This window comes from Segatella copri (genome assembly GCF_019249765.2).
Classification (GTDB): domain Bacteria; phylum Bacteroidota; class Bacteroidia; order Bacteroidales; family Bacteroidaceae; genus Prevotella; species Prevotella copri_K.
Genome location: NZ_CP152484.1, coordinates 1,091,540 through 1,116,624, shown reverse-complemented (window position 1 = coordinate 1,116,624; position 25,085 = coordinate 1,091,540). Strand labels below are relative to the sequence as shown.

Sequence of the window (25,085 nt, the reverse complement as noted above, 5' to 3'; positions counted from 1 at the left end):
CTCTTTATTGATGAAAAGCTCACCTTATATTAATGCTCATCCGCATGTTCGCCCGTGAGCGAAGCCAGATAATATGCATTTTCTGTCACAATCTTCTTGCCCTCCTGCTTCAGATGTTTGCAGAGTTTTACCTCGGTATAAGCTCCATCCGAAACGCCCGTAATAACCTCGTGGCGGGAGAAACTGTACTCGCCCTTCTCTGGCTTGCCGTTTAGAGCGAAGACAAACTGCTTGCCGTCGGTACTGACGATGGCCTTGGAAGGAAGGGCGATGCACGACTGGCTGCCCGTAGCTATCTTGCCGCTTACGTACATTCCGTCGAAGAGTCGGGCTGAGCCGTGAACGCCGCTGGTTTTAAGAGACTGCGCATCTATTTTTACATGAACAGCAACTGATTTCGAATTATCGTTAAAGTATTGGTTTAAACCATAGACATGGCCGACGAGCTTGATGCCCGGCTGATTGGTAAGCGAGAGATAAACCTTATCGCCCGGCTTTACCTTCTGCAAATCTTTCTCGAAAATGTTCAAATCGCACTCTATCGCCTGGTTGTTCTGAATCTTCATGAGCGGAGTCTGCATGTCGGCAAAGCTGCCCAAGCTGGCTGTAATCTGCGAAACCGTACCCGCAATCGGAGCACGCAAAGGGAAGGCTGTGGTAAACTTGCCCCTGGCTACGGCGGCGGTAGAAATGCCCATCTGGGCAAGCTGCTTGCCGATGCCGATGAGTTTGGCGTGGGCCACATGATACTCCTTAGCTGCCTGCTGCGCATTCTTCTTGACGCCAGCTCCGGCCTTGTTCAGCAGTTTCTGTCGCTCCAGGTCGGCAAGTGCCAGTTCGCACTCCTTGCTAGCAGAAAAATATTCGCGTTGCAGACTGACCACATCTGTATTTTCGACCAGCGCCACCACCTGTCCGCGCTTCACATTCTGTCCTTCCTTCACGTAGATAGCCTTCACCACGCCACCCATGAGCGAAGCCACATCGCCCTTGTTCTGGGCGCGCAAAACGAGCTGACCGTTGGCTGCAATCGTAGCATCCATCACGCGGTCAACCGCCTCGCCCATCTTCAGATCTACAGCATCTACCTGTTTCTGAGAGAGCGGAATATTGTCAAAATCCACCTCTTCATGTTCATGCTCATGTCCGTGTTCGGCAGCATGAGCCTCTGCTCCGGCGTGGTTTGAGAAAAAGGTGAAACCACCCCAGGCTAAGATTGCCGCAACGGCAACCACCAATATTCTTTTCATTTTTTCTTCTTTTTATTGATTAATAATTTCGGGTGCAAAAGTACGCACTTTTCCCTGCAACCCGGTTGCAAAAGCTGCATCCTGGTTGCTCTAACTGCAGAAAATCAACAAAAAGAAGGAGGTCCTCGCCTACTGATGGCCGTTTCATCAACACAAGGAAGGCTGGCTGCAAACTGCTGCCAACGCACGCTAATAATCGACGAGGTAGGGATAAACAAATACTCAGAAGAAAGCACGGAAAGAAGATGGTCGCCATCGAAAAGCTGCTTCTGGATGCTCTTCACAATCTTGCCGTTGGTTACAAAATGGTGCATCTGATGCACGCGGCAACCATCGTTTTCATTCTCATGATGCTCAGTATGCTCATCGTTGAGCTTACCATCCTGCTGGCAACGTTCTACAACCATACATATACGCCCCATGTGATGATGATGCATCACCACCGTAGAGAGCAGCACACTCATCGTGGCCACCAGGAGGCTGAATAAGTATAGTTTCTTCTTTGCCATTTTATTCTGTTTCCAATTTTACGATTGCTTTCATTCTGCCCGCAAAATTACATTAAAAGTACGAAATAGCCAAGTAAAACTGAGAAATTTAGCATTTTTTCTTAAAAAAATTAAAACCGAGTACCCTTAAAGCCCTTTGAATACGTAATATGAGTAGTTTTTAGTAACTTTGCAACATAAAATAAAAAAATAGAAATGAAAAAAGTATTTTTAATCTTTCAATTACTCCTTGTAGTAATGCTGGCTCAGGCGCAGATGATGAACCCTGTGAAGTTCACCAGCTCGCTGAAAACAGACGGAAGTGCTGTGGCCGAAATCGTGTTTAGCGGAAAAATCCAACCGGGATGGCACGTCTACTCTACCGGTTTGGGTGGCGATGGACCTATTTCCGCTTCGTTCAACGTAAACAAGCTTGAAGGTGTTGAACTCGTAGGAAAACTTCAGCCACGCGGCAGAGAGATTGCAAAGTTCGACCCTCTCTTCGAGATGAAACTCCGTTATTTTGAAGGTAGTGTTACCTTTGTACAGAAGGTGAAGTTTACCCAACCAAATTATCATATTGATGCCTATCTGGAGTATGGCGCCTGCAACGACCAGAACTGTCTGCCACCAAGCGAGGCTGGTTTTAAGCAGAGCGGCAAATCGCCAGCCGTTGATGCTCCTGCAGCTGGAGCAAAAGATGCTCTGAATGCGAAGGCGATTGATCCTGCTCTTGCAGCCAAGATGAAGGCCGATTCGCTGGCAAAGGTTGCAGCTCTGGCTCAGACCGACAGCGCTACTCAGCCTGTAGATTCCGCAGCTTTGGCATCAGCTATGGAAAATCTGAACGTCAAGGACTTATGGAAACCTGTCATTAAAGAACTTCAGGCATTTGGCGGAGCTAACGACATCGCCAACCATTCGCTCTTCTATATCTTCTTCATCGGTTTCGTGGGCGGTCTGCTTGCGCTCGTCATGCCTTGCATCTGGCCTATCATCCCGATGACCGTAAGTTTCTTCCTGAAACGTGCTAAGAACGATAAGAAGAAAGGTATCCGCGATGCGATTACTTATGGTTTGAGCATCGTAGTCATCTATCTGGTTTTGGGTCTTGCCGTAACAGCCATCGCAGGTCCTAGCACCCTGAATGCGCTCAGCACAAGTGCCGTGTTCAACATCATCCTCTTCCTCCTGCTGGCAGTTTTCGCCTTCTCGTTCTTCGGTTGGTTCGAAATCAAATTGCCTGACAGTTGGGGAAATGCGGTAGACAACAAGGCTTCCAGCACCACGGGTATGATTTCTATCTTCCTGATGGCTTTCACCCTGGTATTGGTCAGCTTCTCCTGTACAGCTCCTATCATCGGTTTGCTGCTGGTTCAGACCGTTACATCCGGCGACTGGCTCGCTCCTACCGTGGGAATGTTCGGTTTTGCGCTTGCTCTGGCGCTCCCATTCACCCTCTTCGCCCTCTTCCCATCATGGTTGAAGTCGGCTCCTAAGTCGGGTTCGTGGATGGAGACCATCAAGATTGTGCTCGGCTTCATCGAGCTTGCCTTCTCTCTGAAGTTCCTCTCTGTAGCCGATCTGGCTTACGGCTGGCACATCATGGACCGCGAGGTATTCCTCTCTCTCTGGATTGTCATCTTCGCTCTGTTGGGTCTCTATCTCATCGGCAAGCTGAAGTTCCAGGTTGATGCAATCGGCGGCGACATCAACAAGCCTATGCCTGTAGCCTGCATCATGTTGGGTCTCTGTTCTTTGGCATTCTCGGTTTACATGATTCCAGGTCTCTGGGGTGCTCCTTGCAAGGCTGTGAGCGCATTTGCTCCACCTATTAATACACAGGACTTCAACCTCAACACCAAGACCGTAGAGCCTGCTTACAAGGATTATGAGTTGGGAATGGCTGCTGCCAAGGCTTCCGGCAAACCTGTATTGCTTGATTTCACGGGTTATGGTTGTGTAAACTGCCGCAAGATGGAGGCTTCTGTATGGACAGATCCATCGGTTGCCGATAAGCTGGCAAAGGATTATGTTCTCATCTCACTTTATGTAGATGACAAGACTCCTCTTCCTGAGCCTATGGAGGTAACGTTTAATGGCGAGAAGCGCACCCTGCGTACCGTTGGCGACAAGTGGAGTTATCTGCAGGCAAGCAAGTTTGGAGCTAATGCCCAGCCATTCTATGTGGCTATTGACAACGATGGCAATCCTCTTGCAGCAGCCTTCAGTTTCAAAGAAGATGTTAGTGCTTATCTCGACTTCCTGAACAAGGGTCTGGATAATTACAGAAACAAATAATGTTTTTGATTTAATAGTTCAAATAAGGCCGGTATTAGTTCTTTAAGTAGATTTATGAAGGATAATTTCATTAGGTTAGTTAATTGAAGGTAGATTTATTTAGGATTAATACTTTCCCCCGACAGGTAATGGCTTCCAAGCCTTCCTGTTGGGGGATTTTTTTGTATAGGCACAAAAAAATAAAGGCACAAAAAAATAGGGCCTGTTTCACAACAGACCCTAAACATACTTACTAAAACTAAATTAACCACTAAAAAAACTAATATTTTTTAATCCTAGAAAATAAGGTGAATAACACCTTTAATCTAAAAACCTAATCTATGACACGAAATCATCCCGATTTCTTGATTGCAAAGATAGGGCTTTTATATGAAACCGCCAAACTTTTTCCCAACTTTTTTTCTAAGAGTGGGCTTTTTTATCGGGATTTCACATTATTTAATCAATAACTCCCCTACTTCACATTTTAGAACCTATAGCCAACTGTCATCAGCAACTGATGGCGCTTGTTGTCAACCTTGGTTGCATTAACAGAACAGCCCATATCCTCAAAACTTTCGAATGGATAGAAATCTCCCTTCTGGGTAGAATACTGATAAGCCACATCAATAGCCAAATTCTGGTAATTGAAACCAATACCTAAAGTAAAACGGTTTGTTGCCTTCCAGTTGGTATAATCAGCAGAAGAAGCGATGTAAACACCATTACTGTCAAATGTCTGATCGCGTAAAGCATTATCTTTATACATTGGCGATACATAATTATAACCTAATCGGATTGACAACATGTCAACAGGCTTAATCTCTGCACCCAACTTCAAGGTACTTACACCTTGCAGGTTCAATTGAGTATCGTGATTCATAGCCTCATCACTACTACTGCTCTCATAATAGTCTCCCCAATAGGAATCATAATAACCACCATCCTTCACACGGTTGTCCATATGATCGTACCAGGCATATTCATAAGTTGCACCAAGTGCCAGATAATTTCCTATAGTATGACCCAAGCTGGCGCCCACCTTCCATGGTGTATTGAGACGGAAATCATAATCTATACTCTGTCCCCTACTACCCTTGACATAACAAGGCTGCTGACTTCCATCTTTTTCCTCATAGGTAGCAGGATCATTATTCCCCGAAATAGTAATATCATTATCGCCACTAACTGTGAGATCATAGAAGATAGGGCTATTGAAATAAGCACCAATACGGAAAGGAGAATCCTTGACTGGACGGAAGATAACACCCGCCTTCACATCAAATCCTGTTCCAGTAATCTTCAACTGCTCAAATGAATCCATTATATTGCCATCAACGAAGTCTTCAGAATAAAGAGAATTACTATTGTAATGAACATCATGAAGTCCGACTGTCAAACCAAGCCAAACCTGATTATTAAGCGAGCCACTAATGTTGAAATCATAGGTGCCAATATAACCATGCTGATACTGACCAAACAAATACTTATTAGCCTCAGCATAAGCCAAACCACCATCAGTAGGAACTGTAAACAAACCTGGCTGATAATTTCCGGAATTATCCTTGTATCCACCAAGGTTAGCATCCTGGCTGGTCCAACCAGCATACTCTTTGTAATTCTTTGCAGCAGTTATTTTGTTAAGAGAAACATTCTTTAAAGCTCCGGCAGCATTCAGAATCTGTCCAAAGTCGGCACTCTTATGATAACTGAAAGCCAGATTCAACCAATTGGCACCTTTGTTTTTCGGACTCCATACAATACCAACCTGGTCGAAGGTAGGATGACTTTTTTTACCATTAAAGATAATTCGAGAACCATCGAACTCCGTATAATTCTCAGCATCTGTTTGGGCGATAACTCCTGCAGTAAGAGTCACCTGGCTTTTACGGAAAAGACCAATACCAGCAGGGTTACTGCTGATAGTGGAAATATCGGCGCCCAAGGCTTCCATAGCACCACCCATACCCACATAGCGGGCAGTACCAGTAAGCTGGGGTGCAGCCAACTTAGCGTCCTGATAAGTTTCTTGCGCAGCAGCCGTCATGCTAGCCATGAGCATACTGGCAAAGAATATATGTTTTAAATTATTCATAATCTTCTCAAATACTAATTATTGTTATCAATTTATCTTCTTCCTCCGAAGCTGCCGCCACCAGAGCGACCACCACCGCCTCCGAAGCTACCGCCACCGGAACGGCCGCCACCTCCGAAGCTACCACCTCCGAAATTACCGCTATTGTTACTAAAGCCAGAATTACTACGACTACCCCAAGAAGAGTTATTGTTAAAGTTGCCGGTATTCTGACGCTGGCCAAAACTACGGTTAGAACCACTACGACGTGAATAAGTATTACGATTATTACCGCCAACACCTGTATACTGGTGATTAGAACCATCAATACGACCTGGGTTGTTATAGCGAATGTTGCCTGCGAAGCCGCCATAACTTACATGTCCGTATATCGGACCGCCCCAATACCAAGGATTGTAGTAGCCGCCCCAGCCATAATACCAAGGGTCGTACCAGCCACCATACCAGCCGCAGTAACCATAATACCATGGATCATACCAAGGGTCGAACCAAGGATCATACCAGCCGGCATAATAGCCGTAGCGCCAAGGATTGTGCCAGCCCCACATGCGGCTGCGCCAGTAGTAAGGACCGTAACCATAATAATCGTAGAACCATGGATCATAGAATCCGTCCCATCGGCTCATCTCGCGCGTGCGTACGAAATCCTCATCCCTGTCAGCATACTTCTGGGCGAAGTAAGCATCATCATAAATGCTGTCTGGCGCCACACCCTTGCCCACATGGAACTGGATAATGTCGTTGCCAAGGGAATCTTTCCCTACATTCTCATAATGGCTGAAGATTCTGCCGCCTCGATTGTATTCATCTACCGAACGGTCGCTTCCGCTCCAAAACAGCCGATAAACACTATCTCTACGTGCCCGCTGCTCAGCATACTGGCGCTGGAGCAGAGCCCGTCTTTCAGCCTTTTCTTTGGCCTCCTTCTTCGGATTGAAGTAGAGGTCATCGTCCTGTGCCATCGAAGTGAGTGGCATCGCAGCTGCGATAAGGACTGCAAGAAGATACTTTCTTTTCATATTCTGTTCTCCTATTTATTTTTTTTCTCCATTTTTCTCTTTCCAGATCTATCATAAACCATCAGGAAAAATACTCCAGAAAGAGCCATTTCCTGATTATATAATAATCTGGATGCAAAAATATTGCTTATCTTTATGCAAAAATACAGAATTTCCCTAAATAATTGTAGGTTTTCCCCTATTTTTTTATAATTTTGCAGAAGATTTAAAACAAATCTAGCTTTTTTGAACATTCGAAGGCGTTTTTAGACAAGAAATTAATACAAATTAAATATGAAATATTTAGTAGCAACATTCACTATTGAAACGACTGCCGACTTGATGCAGGCCTCTCAGGATCTGCTTGCCGATGGTGCAGCCGAAGCCGGATTTGAATCTTTTGAAGAAACAGAAACCGGACTGGAAGCGTATGTGCAGAAAGAACTCTTCGACAAGGAGATGCTGGATGCCTATATTGCTGATTTCCCTATCGGGGATGCGAAAATTACCTACGAGGTGAAAGATGCAGAAGACAAGGATTGGAACCAGGAATGGGAAGAACAGGGATTCGAACCAATTTATGTGGACAACCAGGTGGTGATTTACGATGCGAAACATCCCGAACTCTATCCCGATACGAGCAACAGACCCGACATGATAGAAATAGGTATTGAGGCGAAACTGGCGTTCGGAACAGGAAACCACGAAACCACACGCATGATCATTTCGCAGCTGCTCCACATGCCTATCAGAACCAAGCGCATCCTGGATTGCGGAACGGGTACGGGAATCCTTGCCCTCACCTGCTCAAAACTCGGAGCGAAAGACGTGGTAGGCTACGATATTGACGAGTGGAGCGTAGAAAATGCCAAGCATAATGCCATGCTCAACGGCGTAACTAACATGGAAGTACTCTTTGGCAACAGTCAGGTAATCAACCACATCAGCGGCGTTTTCGACCTGGTTCTAGCCAACATCAACCGCAACATACTGCTCGACGACATGCGCACTTTCCGTAGCGTGATGAATATCGGCGGAACCCTGGTTCTGAGCGGCTTCTACGAAGAAGATATTCCTGTACTCCTGGAGAAAGCAGAAGAACTGGGAATGCATGAAATAAACAGACAGATTGACAACAATTGGGCCTGCCTTGTTTTAGGTTCATAAAGATTCTTTTCTGATTCTAAACATTCAGAACGAAAAATCTGAAATCAGAAATATCAGATTAAAACATACGAATAAAGGTTGGATTTTCGCATATTGCCAAAAGTCCAACCTTTATTCCATGAATTTCTTCTCATTATTATTGCTTCCTATGCAGAGCTGCTTGAGCTCATAATAACTGCCGTTGTAAATATTGAAATCTACGTAGCCTTTAATGCCCGGCAACTTGCCCACATCCGTATGCTGCCAGAACTTCCATTTGCCCTTATACTGAACCTTGTCAACATAATAGTGGGCTATCCAGTAAGGATAATCTTCGAAGACAGGCGCACTCAGATATTGCTCCTTGAATTTATAATAGGTGTAGATGATAGGTTTAACATGATACTTATCCTCTACAATATGCAGCCAGGTAAGCACATCACGCTGGAAATCCTCCACACTCTTATCTGCCGGCTTATGTTCAATATCCAGTACCGGAGGCAAATCGCCATCCGTAAGATGAACCTGGTCTAGGAAATAATAAGCCTGTTCTCGGGCTGTCGACTTATTGCTCCAGAAATGATAAACACCCCGGATGAAACCGAAATCGCGAGCCTGATTAAAGTTCTCGCGGAAATTCTCATCGAGCCGTGAAGAACCTTCCGTACTCTTGATGATGACGAAGCGCACAGGACAACCCTTGATCATCGCATTCTTGAGCTGTTCCCAGTCTATCTTGCCCTGATAATGCGAAATGTCGATTCCATGAATCTCGTAACCTTCGGGATATTCAGCATCGCCATAAAGCGCACGCCAGCGGAAACCAGTTGGACCCACAAAGAAATGATAGAACAGAAAGACATAGAGCACGATAACCGCCGTTCCGCCTATCCACCACGCCCAACGGGGATAGCGTTGCAAAAAAGAAGACGAACGCCTTCTACCACGGGAGCCGCCACGCCGAGGAGTTTTCTTTCTCGCCATGGCACTCTTTTTCTGTGAAGAAGCCGTTCGTCTTGTTGACATATAAAAAAATATTTATTCTATTTTTTACTTAGCCTGCTCCAACTGGAGAGTCTTTGTGGTCTGGTCGCAAACCTCAGAAGGACCCCAGTACTGGATAGGACCTGGATAAACGTAAGCTGTTTCCTTAGCCCACTCATCGCGCTTAGAAGCGAAGAACTTGAATGGAGCACCATCCAGCTCAACGAGAGCCTTGCGGATAACTGGCTTGTTAGCACCATTACGACGCTCGATGTTCATCATCATAGTGATTGGCACACCACCTGCAATCCACTCTGCTGCAGGAGCTGTTGTATTCTTGATGATTGACATGTAACCGGTCTTGCCGTTAGCGATGAGGCGTGAAGCGTTGAAACCGAGTGAGTAGCAGTAGTCAGCATCGTAGTTAGAAGGAGCTGCGCAACGTCCCTCGTAACCGAAGAAGTGGTGCTGTGCAGAGAACTTACCAACAAACTTGCCTTCCTTCTTCCATGCAGCCAACTTCTCAGCTACCATGCGAGAAAGCAACTTCTCTGTCTCGATGAGAGAAACCTGTACGTTTCCGTGAGGGTCGCGGTCGAGGCAAAGCTGGCGAGCTACGTCAGCTGGCAAAGACTCCAATACTGCGAGGTTGTCCTTAGCGATGGCACCCTTAACGAATGCAATCTGCTCCTCAGCACTTGCAAACTCACGGCTCTCGCCTGTTGCAGGGTCTGTAAGAACCTCGTTCAATTCTGCGATGAGCTTCTTGATAGCTGGGATGAACTCGATCAGGCCCTCTGGGATGAGAACAGTACCGAAGTTGTTGCCCTCAGCAGCACGGTTAGCTACTGCAGTTGCAATATAAGTAACAACATCATCGAGTGACATTTCCTTAGCCTCTACCTCCTCAGAAATCAAGCAGATGTTTGGCTGAGTCTGGAGAGCGCACTCAAGAGCGATGTGAGATGCTGAACGACCCATCAGCTTGATGAAGTGCCAGTACTTACGTGCTGAGTTACAGTCGCGCTCGATGTTACCGATGAGCTCAGAATATGTCTTGCAGGCAGTATCGAAACCGAAAGAAGTCTCAATCTGCTCGTTCTTCAAGTCGCCGTCAATAGTCTTAGGGCAACCGATTACCTGTACGCCATACTTCTTGGCAGCATAGTATTCTGCGAGAACGCAAGCATTGGTATTTGAGTCGTCACCACCGATGATGACAAGTGCCTTGATGCCGAGTTCACGAAGAATCTCAATACCCTTCTCAAACTGGTCTTCCTTCTCAAGCTTGGTACGACCGGAACCGATGATGTCGAAACCACCAGTATTGCGGTATTCGTCCATGAGTTCAGAAGTAATCTCCATGTACTTATGGTCAACGAGACCACCAGGACCGAGGATGAAACCATAGAGCTTGTTAGCTGGGTTGAGAGACTTCACACCGTCGAAGAGACCAGAAATCACGTTGTGACCGCCAGGAGCCTGACCACCAGAGAGGATAACACCTACGTTGAAAGCAGGAAGTTCCTTAGCCTCACCTGCCTCGAATGTAATAACAGGCATTCCATAAGTGTTAGGGAACAACGCCTTGATTTCATCCTGATTACCTACTGACTGTGTTGCTGCACCTTCAACTGCCTTTACTGGGCCCTGGAGAGCCTTAGGCAATTTTGGCTGATAAGCAGCTCTTGCAATCTGCAATGCACTTTTTTCCATAATTCGTTTTTATTTTAATTAGTTGAAACTTCAAAAACATCTGCAAAAATAACTCTTTTCTGCGAGATACGGAAAGAAAAATGCTAAAAATGCGTTAATAGATACATTTTTTCCCAAAAAATGATGTTATTTCAAAGAAAATGATTATCTTTGAGCGATATTTTTAATTATTCATTAATTAGGAGAAAAGAATTATGGCTAATAAAAGAGATTTAAAGCGCACGATCAACTACATTACAAGCGAACTTTTCGCCGAGACAGTAGCTGCATCTTTGTATAATGGTAAGCCTTCACAGGAAGATGTGGATGGCATTCTTTCAGCTATCGTCATGATCAACGGCGATTACATCAGCCGCGTGTCTCACCCGGAACCGGGAATCAAGAAGGGTGAATATTATAAAAAGCTCATAAGTGACTTCAACAAGCAGATGAGTGAAATCATCGACCAGATTTCAAACCTGGCATAATCCTTTCATCATCAGAATCAGAAAATACACCTATTTATATATATGGTAAAAGGAATTTGTCAATGGATATTGTATAAGCGCTTGGGCTATAAGAAAATCATCACCCAGGAGCTTCCTGAAAAGTATATTATCTGCATGGCTCCGCACACCAGCAACTGGGATCTGATACTGGGCCAGCTCTTTGCCCATGCTGAGGGAATCAAATGTAATTTCCTCATGAAAAAGGAATGGTTCTTCTGGCCGCTAGGTCCTATCTTCAGAAAGATGGGAGGTATTCCTGTGTGGAGAAGCAAACATACCAGCATGACGGATAATCTGGCTGCAGAAGCGGATAAGCGGAAGGCTTTCGGACTGTGCATTACGCCCGAAGGTACTCGCTCGCTCAACCCGGAATGGAAAAAGGGATTCTATTTCATAGCCCTCAAGGCGCATCTGCCTATCCATCTCTATGGACTTGACTATGAGAAGAAGGTCATCCAATGCACCAGGCAGATTATCCCGTCAGGAGATGTTGACAAAGACATGCGTGAAATCAAGTTGTACTTCAAGGATTTCAAAGGAAAGAAACCGGAGAAGTTCACAATCGGAAATATTGATTAAACGTTAGAAGATAACGGTTTAGTCAGCTATTAAAGAAGGAGTATTCGTATAGTGAAACACCAAAACATAACATATTGTTTGATAAGCAGTTTGCTGTTAGCCGCTGGAGCTTCGCTTCAAGCTAACGGCAAATCGTTTATTTCTACCTACGATGAGGCTAACAGCGGCGCATGGCAAGGCATAGATTATGATGGCGACCCATGGGTGTTTAATGTTTCCCGCCCTTATTTCGTTACGGCAGGACTACAGAACAGACACCTTTCGCTATGGGCCTCGCACGGACGGTATTATTATGCCGACAGAGATGTATGGAAATGGCAACGCCCTAACCTGTTTTGCACAAACGAAGATCTCTTTACCCAAACCATCGTCGTGCCCTACCTCATCCCGATGCTCCAGAATGCGGGAGCCATCGTCTTCACACCCCGCGAAAGAGACTGGCAGACGAACGAAATCGTCGTCGATAATGATGATGCTGTCAAGTCGGTTTATTATTTCGAAAAGGAGGCGAGCAAGCGATGGAAAAACTGCGATTCGCTCGGTTTTGCCAACCGCTACCGACTGAAAGATGGGGAAAATCCGTTCCGCATGGGAACCGTGAGACAGGCGAAGGCTACCAAGCGCAAGAAAACCAGCCAGGTAAGCTACCAGCCCCGTTTCAAGGAAGCCGGCAAATACGCTGTCTACGTAAGCTACCAGTCGCTCCCCAAGAGCGTGAGCGATGCAAGATACATCGTTTATCACAAGGGCGAAGCCACGGAGTTTTCCGTTAACCAGCGCATGGGCGGAGGCACCTGGGTTTACCTGGGCACCTTCGATTTCGACAAGGGCTGCAACGAGTTCAACCGCGTGGTCTGCACCAACAAGGCTTCACGCCGTGGAGTAGTAACTACAGATGCTGTCCGCTTTGGCGGCGGCATGGGAAACATAGAGCGTGGCGGTTACACCAGCGGATTGCCCCGTTGCCTGGAAGGAGCCAGATACTACGCCCAATGGGCTGGTGCTCCTTATAAGGTTTACGGAGGCAGAAAGGGAGAAAATGATTACGCCGACGACATCAACACCCGTTCGCTGATGACCAATTGGCTGGGCGGCGGTTCGGTTTACATGCCTGCCAAAAATGGCAAGCACGTGCCTATAGAACTCTCGCTGGCACTTCATAGTGATGCGGGTTACAATAAGGACGGAAAATCTACTTTTGGATCCCTTGCTATCTGCACCACAGATTATAACGACGGAATACTGAACAGCGGAATCTCAAGATTCACATCCAAGGATTTTGCCAGGGCTCTGCGCGATAATCTCGTTACGGATCTCACGGCTCAGTTCGGAGAATTCGGCAAACGCTACCTATGGGACAGAAACTATTCTGAAACCCGTCTGCCGGAAGTTCCGTCTGCTATTCTCGAAATGCTTTCGCATCAGAATTTCCCTGACATGAGAATTGCTCAGGATCCGCTCGGAAAGTTCTATATCGCACGCTCCATCTACAAAACTATCCTGCGCTTCGTAAACAGCAATCATGGAACCCGATATGTGGTCCAGCCGCTGGCTCCGCAGAACTTCAGCGTTACGCAGAACCAAGGTGTTGCCCTACTCTCATGGACTGCCCAGCTGGACAAGACGGAACCATCTGCCCGCCCTACTTCTTACATTATTTATAAGGCTGAGGGACAAGGCGGTTTTGACAACGGAACCATCGTGAACACCACCCGCTGCCAGATGCAGCTGGAACCGGGCAAGCTTTACCATTTTAAGGTGGCTGCGGTTAATGCCGGAGGAGAAAGTTTCACCACCGAAACCCTCTCTGTGCTCTATAATCCTGCTGCCAGCAAGTCTGTGCTCATCGTAAACAATTTCCATCGCCTTGCCTCTCCGCAGGTCGTGGACGATGAGGAAAAGCAGGGATTTGACCTCAATCAGGATCCGGGCGTAAGCTACGGACTGACGGCGGGATGGAGCGGCAAGCAACAGGTGTTCGACAGAAGCAGAATGGGCAACGAAACCAGTTTCGGACTCGGTTTCAGCGGCAACGAAATGATTGGCAAGTTTGTGGCAGGCAACGACTTCAACTACGTTCAGGCGCATGCTACAAGTATTGCGGCTTCGGGCAAATATAATATTTCCAGCTGTTCGAGCGAAGTCATCGCCAGCGGCAGGGTTCAGATGAAGAACTATCAGGCAGTTGACCTCATCAACGGACTGGAGCGCCATGACGGCTATACTCACGCCTTCTTCAAGTCGTTCACGCCTGCCCTGCAGAACAGCATCAGGCAATACGCCAGCCAAGGCGGCAGAATCCTGATAAGCGGTTCTTACACCGGAAGCGACATGCAGACTGAAGAGGAACAGGCGTTCCTGAGCGATATTCTGAAACTCAGTTATGAGCCTACAGGTTCTACGGCCATCACCAGGGACATCAATCCCGAAGATTCAACCGTAACAGAACGAGACAGTATTGTTTACACTTCGCCTAACGTCAAGGGGTTAGGTCTGCAGTTCAGCTATTATAACGAGCTGAATGCCCAGCATTATGCGGCAACCCATCCCGAGATATTGAAACCGGTTGGCAATTACGCCTTCACGGCGATGCAATACGATACGGGAACGAGTGCGGCGGTTGCCTACAAGAGCACTACTTACCGCAGCTTCGTCATGGGATTCCCGCTGGAATGCATCATCGACGAAAGAACCCGCACCAGCGTATTGCTCGGCATTCTCAAATTTCTGACAGATTAAATTAAAAGTAAAACAGATAAAAAATTTTAAGCTTATGTATAAGATTCAAGCCAACCAGTCTGGCACTCGCTCTATCGAAGTGAGCGACCAGCATTTAGAGACCATCGAAAAGTATCAGTTACTCCGCAACCTCGTAGACAGCAACGGCATTATCGACGAGGAAGTGCTCGATAAACTGAAATTCAATGTGCGTTCACTCCTCGAGAGCAGCGACATCAAGGATAAGGAGTTGCTCGATCTCTGTCTCGACGTCATCTACAATCAGAACATGAAGGCGCTCGGTCTTCACAACCTCGTTCTGCTCTACGTAGACTGGAAAGACAAGAAGCAGGCTGAGGCTGCAGCTGATGCAGAACCAGACGCAGTAAATGATTAAAAAATATTGAATGGATTATAAGTTAACAGATTTCTTACCTACCACCAAGAAAGAATGCGAGTTGCGCGGATGGGACGAACTCGACGTCATCCTCTTTTCAGGAGATGCTTACGTTGACCACCCATCCTTCGGCCCTGCCATCCTCGGACGAATACTGGAAGCCAACGGCTATCGGGTAGCCATCGTTCCCCAGCCCGACTGGCACGGCGATTTCCGAGACTTCAAGAAACTCGGTCGCCCTCGCCTCTTCTTTGGTGTTTCTCCGGGTGCCATGGACTCGATGGTGAACCGCTACACGGCCAACCGCCGCATGCGTAGCGAGGACGCTTTCAGTCCTGACTCCCGCCACGACATGCGCCCCGACTATCCATCTATCGTCTATACGCAGATACTGAAGAAACTCTTTCCCGACGTACCTGTAGCACTAGGCGGTATTGAGGCTTCGTTGCGCCGCATCAGCCACTACGACTATTGGAAAGACGAGCTCCGCAAGTGCATTCTCTGCGATTCGGGCGCCGACCTCATTCTCTACGGAATGGGCGAACGTTCTATCGTAGAACTGGCCAATGCCTTTGCTGGAGGCAAGACGCTTAGCCAAATCCACGAAATGCCGCAGGTGGTTTTCTACTGCAAGGAAAGTGAGATTCCGGGCGGTTTCAAGGACGATGACATCATCCTCCACAGCCACGAAGAATGTCTCCACAACAAGAAGGGACAGGCTGAGAACGTGCGCCATCTGGAGGAAGAAGCCAACAAGATGCATGCTCAGCGCATGATTCAGGAAGTTGACGGCAAATATGTAGTGGTGAATCCGCCTTTCCCGCTAATGACTACCGCGGAACTGGATGCGGCTTTCGACCTGCCTTATACGCGTTTGCCTCATCCAAAATACAAGGGCAAGACCATTCCTGCCTACGAGATGATCAAGTTCTCCGTGAACCTTCATCGTGGCTGTTTCGGCGGCTGTTCTTTCTGCACCATTTCTGCCCATCAGGGTAAATTTGTGGTTTGCCGCAGCAAGGAGAGCATTCTGAAGGAGGTGAAGAAAATCATCCAGATGCCTGATTTCAAGGGATATCTGAGCGATTTGGGCGGTCCTTCTGCCAACATGTACGGAATGCACGGCAAGAATCAGAAAGCCTGCGAAGTGTGCAAGCGCCCGTCGTGTGTAAACCCTCAGATTTGTCCGAACCTCAATACCGACCACAGCAAGCTTCTGGAGATTTATCATGCTGTAGATGCTTTGCCGGGAATCAAGAAGAGTTTCATTGGTAGTGGTGTGCGCTACGACCTTCTGCTGCATAAGAGCAAGGACGAAAAGGTGAATCAGGCGGCTAGAGAATACACGCGCGAACTGATTACCAAGCACGTGAGCGGCCGACTGAAGGTGGCTCCCGAACATACGAGTCCGGAGGTTTTGAAGTTCATGCGCAAGCCATCGTTCGATCTATTCTACGAGTTCAAGCGCATCTTCGACAAGATCAACAAGGAAGAAGGTCTGAACCAGCAGATCATTCCTTACTTCATCAGTTCGCATCCGGGCTGTCATGAAGAAGACATGGCCGAACTTGCCGTCATTACGAAGGGACTGGATTTCCATCTGGAGCAGGTGCAGGATTTCACCCCTACTCCTATGACCATTTCTACCGAGACCTGGTATACGGGTTACGATCCTTACACCCTGGAGCCGGTCTTCAGCGCCAAGACTCAGAAAGAGAAGCTTGCCCAGCGCATGTTCTTCTTCTGGTACAAGCCTGAAGAGCGCCGCGCCATTGAGAGTGAACTTCGCCGGATAGGCAGAGCCGACCTCATCGACAAACTCTACGACAGGAAGAGCATGGGTGGCAGTTTCAAGGGTAAGAAGACGCATTATGACGATAAGGCGATAGGTTCTACATACGATAATCCAGGTGTAGGAAAAGGTGCTAAAGGCAAGCGTGGAGCTGGCAGAAATGCTTCTGAACCGAATGCAGGAAAAAGCCGTGGCAGAAATGCTTCTGACCGCTTTGCCCCAAAGGGATATGGTAATGTGGGTTGCTATGATGAAGATAAATATCTGAATGAAGGCCGTCCGCTAAACGGAAAACCTTCTAGAGGCAATCATTCCCAGAAAGGCTCGGCTCAGAAAATTTCTCAAGGCAGAAGCAACAACGCCAACGCTAACATACGTGATGCGGTAGCAGCGGCCAGAGCCGAGCTGAGAAATCAGAAAGACCAAGGTGCCGGCTTCTTCAAGGACAAGAAGAAAAAGAGTTTCAACCCTAATTTCGACAACGACAACCATAACCGCAAGAACCGCTACAACAGCGGGGATAAGAACGAACGCGGCGGTCGTGGAAATCAAGGCCGTGGAAATCAAGGAAGAAATGAAGGTAGAGGCAGAAGAAGATAAATGCTAAAAAGAGGGTGAATCATATATTTATGACTCACCCACTTTCATATTATATACTGAACTTTCGCAAGTAAGCCCCACACGCCCTGAAAGGGCAGAAGCTCCTAGCCCAGGGCAACACCCTGGGTTTAGAATGTGGTATACTAAAGTCGCCCTGTAAGGGCAAAAGCTTCATATATTTAAAGCTTTTGCCCTTACAGGGCGACATGGTTGTTAATATATAGACCCAGGGCGCTGCCCTGGGCTAGGGGCTTCTGCCCTTTCAGGGCGTGCTGCTTAAATGCTAATATTGTCTCAAAGCAGGGCGTGCTGCTTAAATGCTAGTACTGTCTCAAAGCGCCGAGTAATTCAGCATTCTCGCTCTTGTTTCCTATCGTAATTCTCAGACAGTTGCCGCACAACTGAACCTTGTTGCGGTTTCTTACGATAATGCCTTGTGCCACCAGATAATTATAGATGGCGTTGGCATCGGTCATTTTAGCCAAGAAGAAGTTTGCATCAGTAGGATAAACCTTCTCGCAGATAGGCAGATCCAGGAATGCAGCCATTACCTTAGAACGCTCCTGCAGGATGTTCTTCACCCATTCGTCAACCTTCAGCGGATTCTTCATCACTTCCAGCGCATGCTCCTGAGTAAGCAGATTGACGTTATAAGGATATTTCACCTTATTGAATATGTCAACAATCTCCTTGCTCGCAAAAGCCATTCCCAAACGGAGGGCTGCACAGCCCCACGCCTTACTCATGGTGTTGAGCACAATCATGTTGGGAAATCTGTCGAGCACGCTGCGGAATGTGCGCTCCGGAGAGAAATCGCTGTAGGCTTCATCGATGATGACAATACCCTGGAATTTCTGCAACACCTCTACGATTGCCTCGCGGTTGATGTGATTGCCCGTAGGATTGTTCGGACTGCAGATCCAGATAACCTTTGTCTGTTCATCGCAGGCTGCCAGCAGTTTTTCTGCAGAAATCTGATAGTTTTCATCAAGCAGCACAGAGCGATACTCCACATCGTTGATGTCTGCACAAACTTCATACATTCCGTAAGTAGGTGCAATCGCTACTACATTATCCTTGCCCGGGCGGCAGAATACGCGGTAAACCAAATCGATGGCCTCGTCGGAACCGTTGCCCAGGAAGATTTTCTCTTCAGCTACACCCTTAATCTTGCTGATCTGCTTCTTCAGTTCAACCTGCAGCGGATCAGGATAGCGATTGTAAGGGTCATTATATGGATTTTCGTTGGCGTCGAGGAAGACGCGGGCATTTCTGCCTGCAAACTCCGTACGGGCGCAACTGTAAGGTGCCAGATTCCAGATGTTCTCTCGGCACAAATCTTTCAATTCTTTCATTTTTCTTTCAAAAACTATTAAGAAGTATCTTTACAACTTTCCGTTTCACCCTATTGTTTCAAACTGTTCACTCTCAGTCTCATCGCATTGGCATGAGCTTCCAATTGCTCATTTTCCGCCATGGTCACTACAGCATTTCCAATGTTACGAATACCTTCTTCTGTAAGATGCTGGAATGTGATTTTGCGATTATAACTGTCCAGGTTCACTCCGTTGTAAGCCAAAGCATAACCATGAGTTGGCAAGGTATGGTTCGTACCGCTTGCATAGTCGCCTGCACTTTCGCACGCATAGTTTCCGAGGAATACACTACCTGCATTCACAACTTTTTCTGCCAGCTGCTCGTAATCGGCTGTGGCGATAATCAGATGCTCCGGCGCATAAGTATTGCAGAGGTCGATTGCCTCCTCTTCGGTCTTCACGAGGATAAACTTAGAATTGTCTAACGAGGTCTGTGCCATCTCCTTACGTGGCAAACGTTCAAGTTGTGCTTCAACTTCATTCTTTACATCATCCAACACCTTTTCAGATGTAGTAATGAAGAAAACCTGTGAATCGAAACCATGTTCAGCCTGCGACAACAGGTCGGCAGCAGCAAATACAGGGTTGGCTGTTTCGTCGGCAATAAGACAAACTTCAGACGGACCGGCAGGCATATCTATAGCCACATCGTGCAGGGAAACCTGCTGCTTGGCAGCCATGACAAACTGGTTGCCCGGACCGAAAATCTTATAAACCTTAGGCACGCTCTCCGTACCGTAAGCCATGGCTCCGATAGCCTGAACGCCACCCGCCTTAAAGATCTTGCTTACGCCCGCAATCTTTGCCGCCATAAGGATAGCCGGGTTCACCTTGCCCTCTTTATTAGGAGGAGTACACAGTACTATTTCTTTACATCCCGCAATCTTGGCAGGAGTAGCCAGCATCAGAACGGTGCTAAAGAGAGGAGCAGTACCTCCCGGGATATACAATCCCACCTTCTCTATAGCCACACTCTTCTGCCAGCAGGTTACACCAGGGCAAGTTTCAACCTTTACACCATCAAACTTCTGGCTATGATGGAATGCGGCAATGTTATGATGGGCGAGGTGCAAAGCGTCTTTCAGTTCTTGAGAAACCAATTTCTCTGCCTCTTCGATTTCAGCTTCAGTCACAGCCAAAGAATCGAGATGGGCATGATCAAACTTCTCCTCGTAACGCTTCACGGCTTCGTCGCCATGGTTTTTCACATCGTCGAGTACACCTTGTACGGTCGCATTCAGCTGCGAAACATCCAGGTGTGGGCGTTTTACAATCTCGCTCCATTCCTCCTTTGCAGGATACTTTATTACCTTCATTCCTATTATTAATATTTAATTATTCATGTTTAATGTTTGGTTTTTAACGCATAATGTCTCTCAATAAACATTACACATAAAACACTACACATTATTATAATATCATCTTTTCGATTGGTGTTACCAGGATGCCCTGTGCACCGAGTTCCTTCAACTTGCCTATGATTTCCCAGAAACGCTTCTCATCGAGCACGGTGTGGATAGAGCACCATTCCTCATCAGCCAATGGGATAATCGTAGGACTCTTGATGCCTGGCAATACTTCTGTAATCTCCTGAACCTTTGCCTTAGGAGCATTCATCATCACGTACTTCTTGTCCTGTGCAGAACGTACAGCCTCGAAGCGGAACAGCATCTCGTTCAGAATCTCATGCTTCTCCTCGTCCATGTTCCAGTTGCCGATAAGCAGAGCCTCGCTCTTCATCACCACCTCAACCTCAGCAAGATTGTTGCTGACCAGAGTAGAACCTGAACTTACAATATCGAAAATACCGTCAGCCAAACCGATGCCCGGACTGATTTCTACAGAACCCGTAATGACATGGATATCGGCATTGATATTATTCTTCTTCATAAACTTGCGCAGGATGTTAGGGTAAGAAGTAGCAATCTTCTTGCCGTTGAACCATTGCAATCCCGGATAATCAATTTTCTTAGGAATGGCGAGGCTCAGGCGGCATTTGCTGAAACCCAGACGGTCAATAATCTGCGCATTCTCTCCACGCTCTACAAACTCGTTCTCGCCCACGATTCCGATATCTGCCACACCAGAGGCTACGCTCTGAGGAATATCATCATCACGAAGGTAGAGAACCTCGAGAGGAAAGTTGCTTGACTGCACCAGGAGGGTGCGTTTAGAGGCGCTTACTTTGATGTCAGCCTCTGATAAAAGATTCATGGTGTCGTCGAAAAGACGACCCTTACTTTGTACTGCTATTCGTAACATATTTCTATATTTTGTATGAAAAACATTGCAAAAGTACATATTTTTATTAGAATAAACAAATAATTTCTCACTTATGTGCAAAATATTTCGTACTTTTGCAGCTGAAATGAAGAATAAAGGATATTTATACGCATTATATGCACTATTTTTGCTCGCTGCCTGTGCCGACAAGAAACCGCAGCAGGAGCTTACGCCATGGGGAACTCCCGTAGGCGAAATGGAGTATGCTGATAATTCTGATGGGGCTGATGGCGATGAAAAGAAACCTGCTTCAACCAGCAAGGGGCTTTCGCTCGAAGATATTCAGGCCAATGGTGAGCTCATCATGCTTACCGTTAACGGCCCTACTACCTATTATGATTACCACAGCCACGGAATGGGACTGCAATATCTGCTCTGCGAGAAGTTTGCCCAGCAGATCGGCGTGTCGTTACGCGTAGAAGAATGTAAGGATACGGCTGAAATGGTGCGTAAACTGGAGAAGGGAGAAGGTGATGTGATTGCCGTGCCCCTACCCCGAAAACAGACCAGAGGCAACCTGCTGTTCTGTGGAGTTACGCCCGATAGCACCCGAACCCAATGGGCTGTACTGAACGGTAACAAGAGTCTTGCCGACACCCTGAACGGCTGGTTTAAGCCTAAGCTGATTGCTCAGGTCAAGCAGGAAGAATCGTGGCTGCTTTCTTCTGCCAGCGTTCGCCGCCACGTTTATTCACCATTCCTGAACCGTTCCAAGGGTGTTATTTCCCGCTACGACCACCTCTTCCAGCGCTATAGCGGAACGGCTCGCATGGACTGGCGTCTGATGGCTGCCCAATGTTATCAGGAGAGCTGTTTCGACCCGAATGCGAAGTCATGGGCTGGAGCTTGCGGACTGATGCAGATTATGCCAGGCACGGCTGCCCATCTGGGTTTGCCGATGAGCATGATTCATGAACCTGAGGCGAATGTGGCTGCAGCAGCCAGATATATGGCGGAACTGCAGGGGCATTTCTCTGACGTAGGCGACCCTTTCCAGCGCATGCTTTTCGCCCTGGCTTCTTATAATGGTGGCTATTTCCACATCAGAGATGCGATGTCGCTGGCTCGCAAACATGGTCAGAATCCGCACAATTGGGGCGTAATCCGCGATTATATTCTGCGCCTTTCTCAACCGGCATATTACACAGACCCGGTAGTGAAATATGGTTATATGCGAGGCACGGAGACGGTTAATTATGTAGATAGAATCAGAGCTCGCTGGGGCGAATATAGCGGTGGTTCAGGCTTCCATGAGAGTTTTCGTGGCAGCGGTATGGGCAGCGGTTCTTTCCATGGAGCCCCTGTTAAATCCAAGCGCCACTACCAGAATAAGTACCATATATAATATAAATAGGTACTGAAAACGATGAGGAAAGGTATATTTGGGGCTCAATTTACTCTGATTTCTTGCAAAATTTGGAGATAAGAGCCCCAAATATACCAAATAACGTGGATGTGAGTTTGCGTTCTTTTATAGGGCGTTTTGTTATTTTGTAAAGAAAAATACAAGATGCTAAAATGTCGTTATATCATCTTCTACAACGATTAAAAGGAGTATTTATATATATGTATGTATAATATCCTTACTACAGAAAATAGTAACGGAAATGATGCGAAAATCAGCAGTTTTTTTGCGTTTTAGAAGATAAAATGTAAAATATGGAGGTTAGGAAGATGTTTTGCCCCCTCTAGTATGGGCAAAAATGCCCCTCCTCGGACGTGAAATCATGCTCCAAAGGTAGGTGTTTTTGACAAAAATAGAAGAAATGACAGGTAGAAAAAGGGCAAAAGAAGAACAATAAGGTACAAATATGAGCCTGATGAATGTCGATTATTTTATACGTATACAATTATAGCAAGACTACATACAAATCATATATAACATTAATAACCAACACTTTAGCGCATCTAATAATTTATTATCTCCCATCACTATGAGGATTATATTCCGGTCATTTTCGGTCATGGTCATTTCCGGTCATTTTCGTTTCGGGGGAGAAAAGGTCATCTATAGTATAATATAAATAATATTTATATTTACTATAGCTCAAAATGACCCAACTCATTTTGAAAATGACCGAAAATGACCATGACCGGAAATGACCGCTTTTGCCTTTCTTTGTTCTCCATTGTACTTTTTCTGCGTTTTTCTGTTATTTGCAATAAAGTTCAGACAGAAAATCAACAGAACTTATTGTATTACAGCTACTTATAGCTTTTCTTACATAGAAAGTTAGGGTGAAAGCTTGCATTCTGCCTGAAAATGTTGTATCTTTGCACCGGCAATCGAAAGAACAGCCTTTTATGCCTTGCTCGGGTCTTCTCTTAAGACCAACACGGGTCATAAATGATGGCAGGCGCCGGTCATCAATGAAGACTCTGAAAACGGCAGAAACGGGGCGTTCTGGGGAGTTGCAAAACAAAGGACTCTAAACATACTACAACGACTATGATTAATTACAGCATCGTAATGCGTAGCGTGAACGCAAATCTTCTGGAAATCAATCAGGCTAAGTCACGCATCAACCAGGCAAAGAAGGAGGGTAAGACCCCTGACCCAAAGGACCTGGAACTCGTGAAGACCGAGAAGCAGAATGCCTTCGCCATCTCGCAGTACACCGACATCATGACCATCGAGAAGTTTGCCAAGCACATCACTTCACATGGTAGTGTTTATTCGAGAGCCGACATCAGCGCCATCCTCTACATCGCCGTAGACTGCATGCGTGAGATGTTGCTTGAGGGCAAGAAAATCCGTCTGGGCGACCTTGGTGATTTCTCTCTCCTTCTCACCTCGAAGGGTGCCGAGGATGCCGACAAGTTCACCGCTCAGAACATCACCGGCGTGAAGGTTCAGTGGGAGCCAGGTCAGGAGTTTAAGAACCTTCGCGATGACGCCGAGTTCAACCTCGTAGCCAGCCGCAGTGCTCAGGCAGCCGTCATCAAGGCGATTAAGGAGGGTAAGACCAACGTTGACCTCAATGCGCCAACCACTCCGGATAATACGCCAGGCGGTTCTACCCCAGGCGGTTCAAGCACCGGTCAGACCGGCAGCGACGGACAAGGCTCTGAATCAGGCGGCGGCACTACCGGCAAGGACGATACTGGCGACGGTCTTGAATAGCCCAAGGATAGCTTGGCTAGGGTGCTAGCCCCTAGCCCAGCCCATCCGCCCACAAAAAATTCAACACTCAACATTCAACATTCAAAAAGATGAAAGCGAACACTTGGAAAACAATTCTGCAGATAGCCATCAGCATACTGACCGCTATCGCTACTACGCTCGGAGTAACGAGCTGCATGGGATAAAAATGATAAAATAAGGTTAAATCGAGTTCGCTCTGCTAACAAAATCCATCCATATCATCAACTTTCTGAATATTTTTTTGTATTTTTGCAGATATATTGCAAGAATGTAGGGGTTTGAACATGACTTATCCTCCTAGATTAAAGGCGCATAATTATTAAAAGATTAGAGAATGAAGAAAATATTTATCATGAGCATTATAACCATGCTATCAAGCCTGTCTTCTTGTCAGGCGCAAAATAAGGGCTATAAGAGTCTGTCGGCAGATGACTATGAGAAAGCCATCGCTGACACCGCAGTAATCCGTCTCGACGTACGAACCGCAGAGGAGTTTGCCAATGGGCATATTCGTGGGGCAATCAACATTGACGTACTGAAATCAGACTTCGAGCAGAAGGCCGCTGCCACTCTTCCCAAAAGCAAGACTATCGCCGTGAACTGCCGAAGCGGCAAGCGAAGCAAAAATGCCGCAGCTATATTGACAAAGAACGGCTATCAGGTAATAGAACTCGATTCCGGATTTATTGGCTGGCAGGCAGCAGGAAAAGAAATCGTAAAGGAGTAAAGTTAAAATAACTGAACTTCCCC

At 46.7% G+C, this 25,085-nt stretch carries 21 protein-coding genes; 11 read left to right on the top strand and 10 right to left on the bottom strand.

Going from position 1 to position 25,085, the window contains the following annotated elements:
* Positions 1 to 29 precede the first annotated feature (29 nt).
* Both KUA46_RS04930 and KUA46_RS04925 read right to left on the bottom strand, forming a co-directional pair.
* Positions 30 to 1,250, bottom strand: coding sequence for an efflux RND transporter periplasmic adaptor subunit (locus KUA46_RS04930; RefSeq protein WP_218486543.1), 1,221 nt, complete (start codon positions 1,248 to 1,250; stop codon positions 30 to 32).
* Positions 1,251 to 1,354: 104 nt separating this feature from the next.
* The gene (locus KUA46_RS04925; RefSeq protein ID WP_119229131.1) at positions 1,355 to 1,759 is read right to left on the bottom strand and encodes a hypothetical protein; all 405 of its coding nucleotides are present in this window, start codon (positions 1,757 to 1,759) and stop codon (positions 1,355 to 1,357) included.
* 195 nt (positions 1,760 to 1,954) lie between these two features.
* Here KUA46_RS04925 and KUA46_RS04920 point away from each other — a divergent pair, with 195 nt between their 5' ends.
* Positions 1,955 to 4,039 (top strand): protein-disulfide reductase DsbD family protein, encoded by a 2,085-nt coding sequence (locus tag KUA46_RS04920; RefSeq protein WP_218486542.1) that lies wholly within the window; start codon positions 1,955 to 1,957, stop codon positions 4,037 to 4,039.
* A 466-nt stretch (positions 4,040 to 4,505) separates the two neighbouring features.
* Here the strand turns inward: KUA46_RS04920 and KUA46_RS04915 are convergent, their stop codons facing one another.
* The 3 genes from KUA46_RS04915 to KUA46_RS04905 are packed head-to-tail and all read right to left on the bottom strand — an operon-like array spanning position 4,506 to position 7,365.
* Positions 4,506 to 6,113, bottom strand: a complete 1,608-nt coding sequence (locus KUA46_RS04915; protein WP_218486541.1) for an OmpP1/FadL family transporter — start codon at positions 6,111 to 6,113, stop codon at positions 4,506 to 4,508.
* A 32-nt stretch (positions 6,114 to 6,145) separates the two neighbouring features.
* Complete coding sequence (locus KUA46_RS04910) at positions 6,146 to 7,132, bottom strand: hypothetical protein (protein WP_153114200.1); 987 nt, start codon at positions 7,130 to 7,132, stop codon at positions 6,146 to 6,148.
* Between the two features lie 11 nt (positions 7,133 to 7,143).
* A complete protein-coding gene (locus tag KUA46_RS04905; protein WP_022121205.1) occupies positions 7,144 to 7,365 on the bottom strand; it encodes a hypothetical protein in 222 nt (73 codons plus the stop codon).
* A 40-nt stretch (positions 7,366 to 7,405) separates the two neighbouring features.
* Here KUA46_RS04905 and prmA point away from each other — a divergent pair, with 40 nt between their 5' ends.
* Positions 7,406 to 8,278 carry a 50S ribosomal protein L11 methyltransferase gene (prmA, locus tag KUA46_RS04900; RefSeq protein WP_153093761.1) on the top strand — a complete coding sequence of 291 codons (873 nt, stop codon included), beginning with the start codon at positions 7,406 to 7,408 and terminating at the stop codon, positions 8,276 to 8,278.
* Positions 8,279 to 8,389: 111 nt separating this feature from the next.
* Here prmA and KUA46_RS04895 read toward each other — a convergent pair whose 3' ends face one another.
* Positions 8,390 to 9,241, bottom strand: coding sequence for a glycoside hydrolase family 25 protein (locus KUA46_RS04895; protein ID WP_117586208.1), 852 nt, complete (start codon positions 9,239 to 9,241; stop codon positions 8,390 to 8,392).
* 66 nt (positions 9,242 to 9,307) lie between these two features.
* The gene (locus KUA46_RS04890; protein WP_153082063.1) at positions 9,308 to 10,957 is read right to left on the bottom strand and encodes a diphosphate--fructose-6-phosphate 1-phosphotransferase; all 1,650 of its coding nucleotides are present in this window, start codon (positions 10,955 to 10,957) and stop codon (positions 9,308 to 9,310) included.
* A gap of 194 nt (positions 10,958 to 11,151) precedes the next feature.
* Between KUA46_RS04890 and KUA46_RS04885 the strand changes: the two genes are divergently transcribed.
* The 5 genes from KUA46_RS04885 (at position 11,152) to KUA46_RS04865 (ending at position 17,531) form a co-directional block, all read left to right on the top strand.
* Positions 11,152 to 11,424 (top strand): hypothetical protein, encoded by a 273-nt coding sequence (locus tag KUA46_RS04885; protein WP_153093760.1) that lies wholly within the window; start codon positions 11,152 to 11,154, stop codon positions 11,422 to 11,424.
* 42 nt (positions 11,425 to 11,466) lie between these two features.
* Positions 11,467 to 12,024, top strand: coding sequence for a 1-acyl-sn-glycerol-3-phosphate acyltransferase (locus tag KUA46_RS04880; RefSeq protein ID WP_022121200.1), 558 nt, complete (start codon positions 11,467 to 11,469; stop codon positions 12,022 to 12,024).
* A gap of 90 nt (positions 12,025 to 12,114) precedes the next feature.
* Positions 12,115 to 14,763 carry a fibronectin type III domain-containing protein gene (locus KUA46_RS04875; RefSeq protein WP_218486540.1) on the top strand — a complete coding sequence of 883 codons (2,649 nt, stop codon included), beginning with the start codon at positions 12,115 to 12,117 and terminating at the stop codon, positions 14,761 to 14,763.
* Positions 14,764 to 14,797: 34 nt separating this feature from the next.
* The gene (locus KUA46_RS04870; protein ID WP_022121198.1) at positions 14,798 to 15,139 is read left to right on the top strand and encodes a hypothetical protein; all 342 of its coding nucleotides are present in this window, start codon (positions 14,798 to 14,800) and stop codon (positions 15,137 to 15,139) included.
* Positions 15,140 to 15,149: 10 nt separating this feature from the next.
* Entirely contained in the window at positions 15,150 to 17,531 is a 2,382-nt protein-coding gene (locus KUA46_RS04865) for a YgiQ family radical SAM protein (RefSeq protein WP_334649924.1), read from the top strand.
* Between the two features lie 320 nt (positions 17,532 to 17,851).
* On the opposite strand, the gene hisC is transcribed toward KUA46_RS04865, so the two are convergent.
* From hisC to hisG, 3 genes are all read right to left on the bottom strand, one after another.
* Positions 17,852 to 18,886, bottom strand: coding sequence for a histidinol-phosphate transaminase (gene hisC, locus KUA46_RS04860; protein WP_218486539.1), 1,035 nt, complete (start codon positions 18,884 to 18,886; stop codon positions 17,852 to 17,854).
* Positions 18,887 to 18,936: 50 nt separating this feature from the next.
* Positions 18,937 to 20,223, bottom strand: a complete 1,287-nt coding sequence (hisD, locus tag KUA46_RS04855) for a histidinol dehydrogenase (RefSeq protein ID WP_218486538.1) — start codon at positions 20,221 to 20,223, stop codon at positions 18,937 to 18,939.
* Positions 20,224 to 20,317: 94 nt separating this feature from the next.
* Positions 20,318 to 21,169 (bottom strand): ATP phosphoribosyltransferase, encoded by an 852-nt coding sequence (gene hisG / locus KUA46_RS04850; protein ID WP_119230206.1) that lies wholly within the window; start codon positions 21,167 to 21,169, stop codon positions 20,318 to 20,320.
* Positions 21,170 to 21,242: 73 nt separating this feature from the next.
* Between hisG and KUA46_RS04845 the strand changes: the two genes are divergently transcribed.
* The 4 genes from KUA46_RS04845 (at position 21,243) to KUA46_RS04830 (ending at position 25,062) form a co-directional block, all read left to right on the top strand.
* Positions 21,243 to 22,535 (top strand): transglycosylase SLT domain-containing protein, encoded by a 1,293-nt coding sequence (locus KUA46_RS04845; protein ID WP_022120710.1) that lies wholly within the window; start codon positions 21,243 to 21,245, stop codon positions 22,533 to 22,535.
* 1,104 nt (positions 22,536 to 23,639) lie between these two features.
* Positions 23,640 to 24,314, top strand: a complete 675-nt coding sequence (locus KUA46_RS04840) for an HU family DNA-binding protein (protein WP_218486537.1) — start codon at positions 23,640 to 23,642, stop codon at positions 24,312 to 24,314.
* Positions 24,315 to 24,403: 89 nt separating this feature from the next.
* On the top strand, positions 24,404 to 24,499 hold the full coding sequence (locus KUA46_RS04835; RefSeq protein WP_153072405.1) for a smalltalk protein: 96 nt from the start codon (positions 24,404 to 24,406) through the stop codon (positions 24,497 to 24,499).
* 170 nt (positions 24,500 to 24,669) lie between these two features.
* The gene (locus tag KUA46_RS04830) at positions 24,670 to 25,062 is read left to right on the top strand and encodes a rhodanese-like domain-containing protein (RefSeq protein ID WP_006846644.1); all 393 of its coding nucleotides are present in this window, start codon (positions 24,670 to 24,672) and stop codon (positions 25,060 to 25,062) included.
* Positions 25,063 to 25,085: the final 23 nt, after the last annotated feature.

Excerpts from the sequence above, each read along its gene's own strand:
- KUA46_RS04930 (WP_218486543.1), bottom strand. The coding sequence starts at position 1,250 with ATGAAAAGAATATTGGTGGTTGCCGTTGCGGCAATCTTAGCCTGGGGT.
- KUA46_RS04925 (WP_119229131.1), bottom strand. The coding sequence starts at position 1,759 with ATGGCAAAGAAGAAACTATACTTATTCAGCCTCCTGGTGGCCACGATG.
- KUA46_RS04920 (WP_218486542.1), top strand. The coding sequence starts at position 1,955 with ATGAAAAAAGTATTTTTAATCTTTCAATTACTCCTTGTAGTAATGCTG.
- KUA46_RS04915 (WP_218486541.1), bottom strand. The coding sequence starts at position 6,113 with ATGAATAATTTAAAACATATATTCTTTGCCAGTATGCTCATGGCTAGC.
- KUA46_RS04910 (WP_153114200.1), bottom strand. The coding sequence starts at position 7,132 with ATGAAAAGAAAGTATCTTCTTGCAGTCCTTATCGCAGCTGCGATGCCA.
- KUA46_RS04905 (WP_022121205.1), bottom strand. The coding sequence starts at position 7,365 with ATGTTCAAAAAAGCTAGATTTGTTTTAAATCTTCTGCAAAATTATAAA.
- prmA (WP_153093761.1), top strand. The coding sequence starts at position 7,406 with ATGAAATATTTAGTAGCAACATTCACTATTGAAACGACTGCCGACTTG.
- KUA46_RS04895 (WP_117586208.1), bottom strand. The coding sequence starts at position 9,241 with ATGGCGAGAAAGAAAACTCCTCGGCGTGGCGGCTCCCGTGGTAGAAGG.
- KUA46_RS04890 (WP_153082063.1), bottom strand. The coding sequence starts at position 10,957 with ATGGAAAAAAGTGCATTGCAGATTGCAAGAGCTGCTTATCAGCCAAAA.
- KUA46_RS04885 (WP_153093760.1), top strand. The coding sequence starts at position 11,152 with ATGGCTAATAAAAGAGATTTAAAGCGCACGATCAACTACATTACAAGC.
- KUA46_RS04880 (WP_022121200.1), top strand. The coding sequence starts at position 11,467 with ATGGTAAAAGGAATTTGTCAATGGATATTGTATAAGCGCTTGGGCTAT.
- KUA46_RS04870 (WP_022121198.1), top strand. The coding sequence starts at position 14,798 with ATGTATAAGATTCAAGCCAACCAGTCTGGCACTCGCTCTATCGAAGTG.
- KUA46_RS04865 (WP_334649924.1), top strand. The coding sequence starts at position 15,150 with ATGGATTATAAGTTAACAGATTTCTTACCTACCACCAAGAAAGAATGC.
- hisC (WP_218486539.1), bottom strand. The coding sequence starts at position 18,886 with ATGAAAGAATTGAAAGATTTGTGCCGAGAGAACATCTGGAATCTGGCA.
- hisD (WP_218486538.1), bottom strand. The coding sequence starts at position 20,223 with ATGAAGGTAATAAAGTATCCTGCAAAGGAGGAATGGAGCGAGATTGTA.
- hisG (WP_119230206.1), bottom strand. The coding sequence starts at position 21,169 with ATGTTACGAATAGCAGTACAAAGTAAGGGTCGTCTTTTCGACGACACC.
- KUA46_RS04845 (WP_022120710.1), top strand. The coding sequence starts at position 21,243 with ATGTGCAAAATATTTCGTACTTTTGCAGCTGAAATGAAGAATAAAGGA.
- KUA46_RS04840 (WP_218486537.1), top strand. The coding sequence starts at position 23,640 with ATGATTAATTACAGCATCGTAATGCGTAGCGTGAACGCAAATCTTCTG.
- KUA46_RS04835 (WP_153072405.1), top strand. The coding sequence starts at position 24,404 with ATGAAAGCGAACACTTGGAAAACAATTCTGCAGATAGCCATCAGCATA.
- KUA46_RS04830 (WP_006846644.1), top strand. The coding sequence starts at position 24,670 with ATGAAGAAAATATTTATCATGAGCATTATAACCATGCTATCAAGCCTG.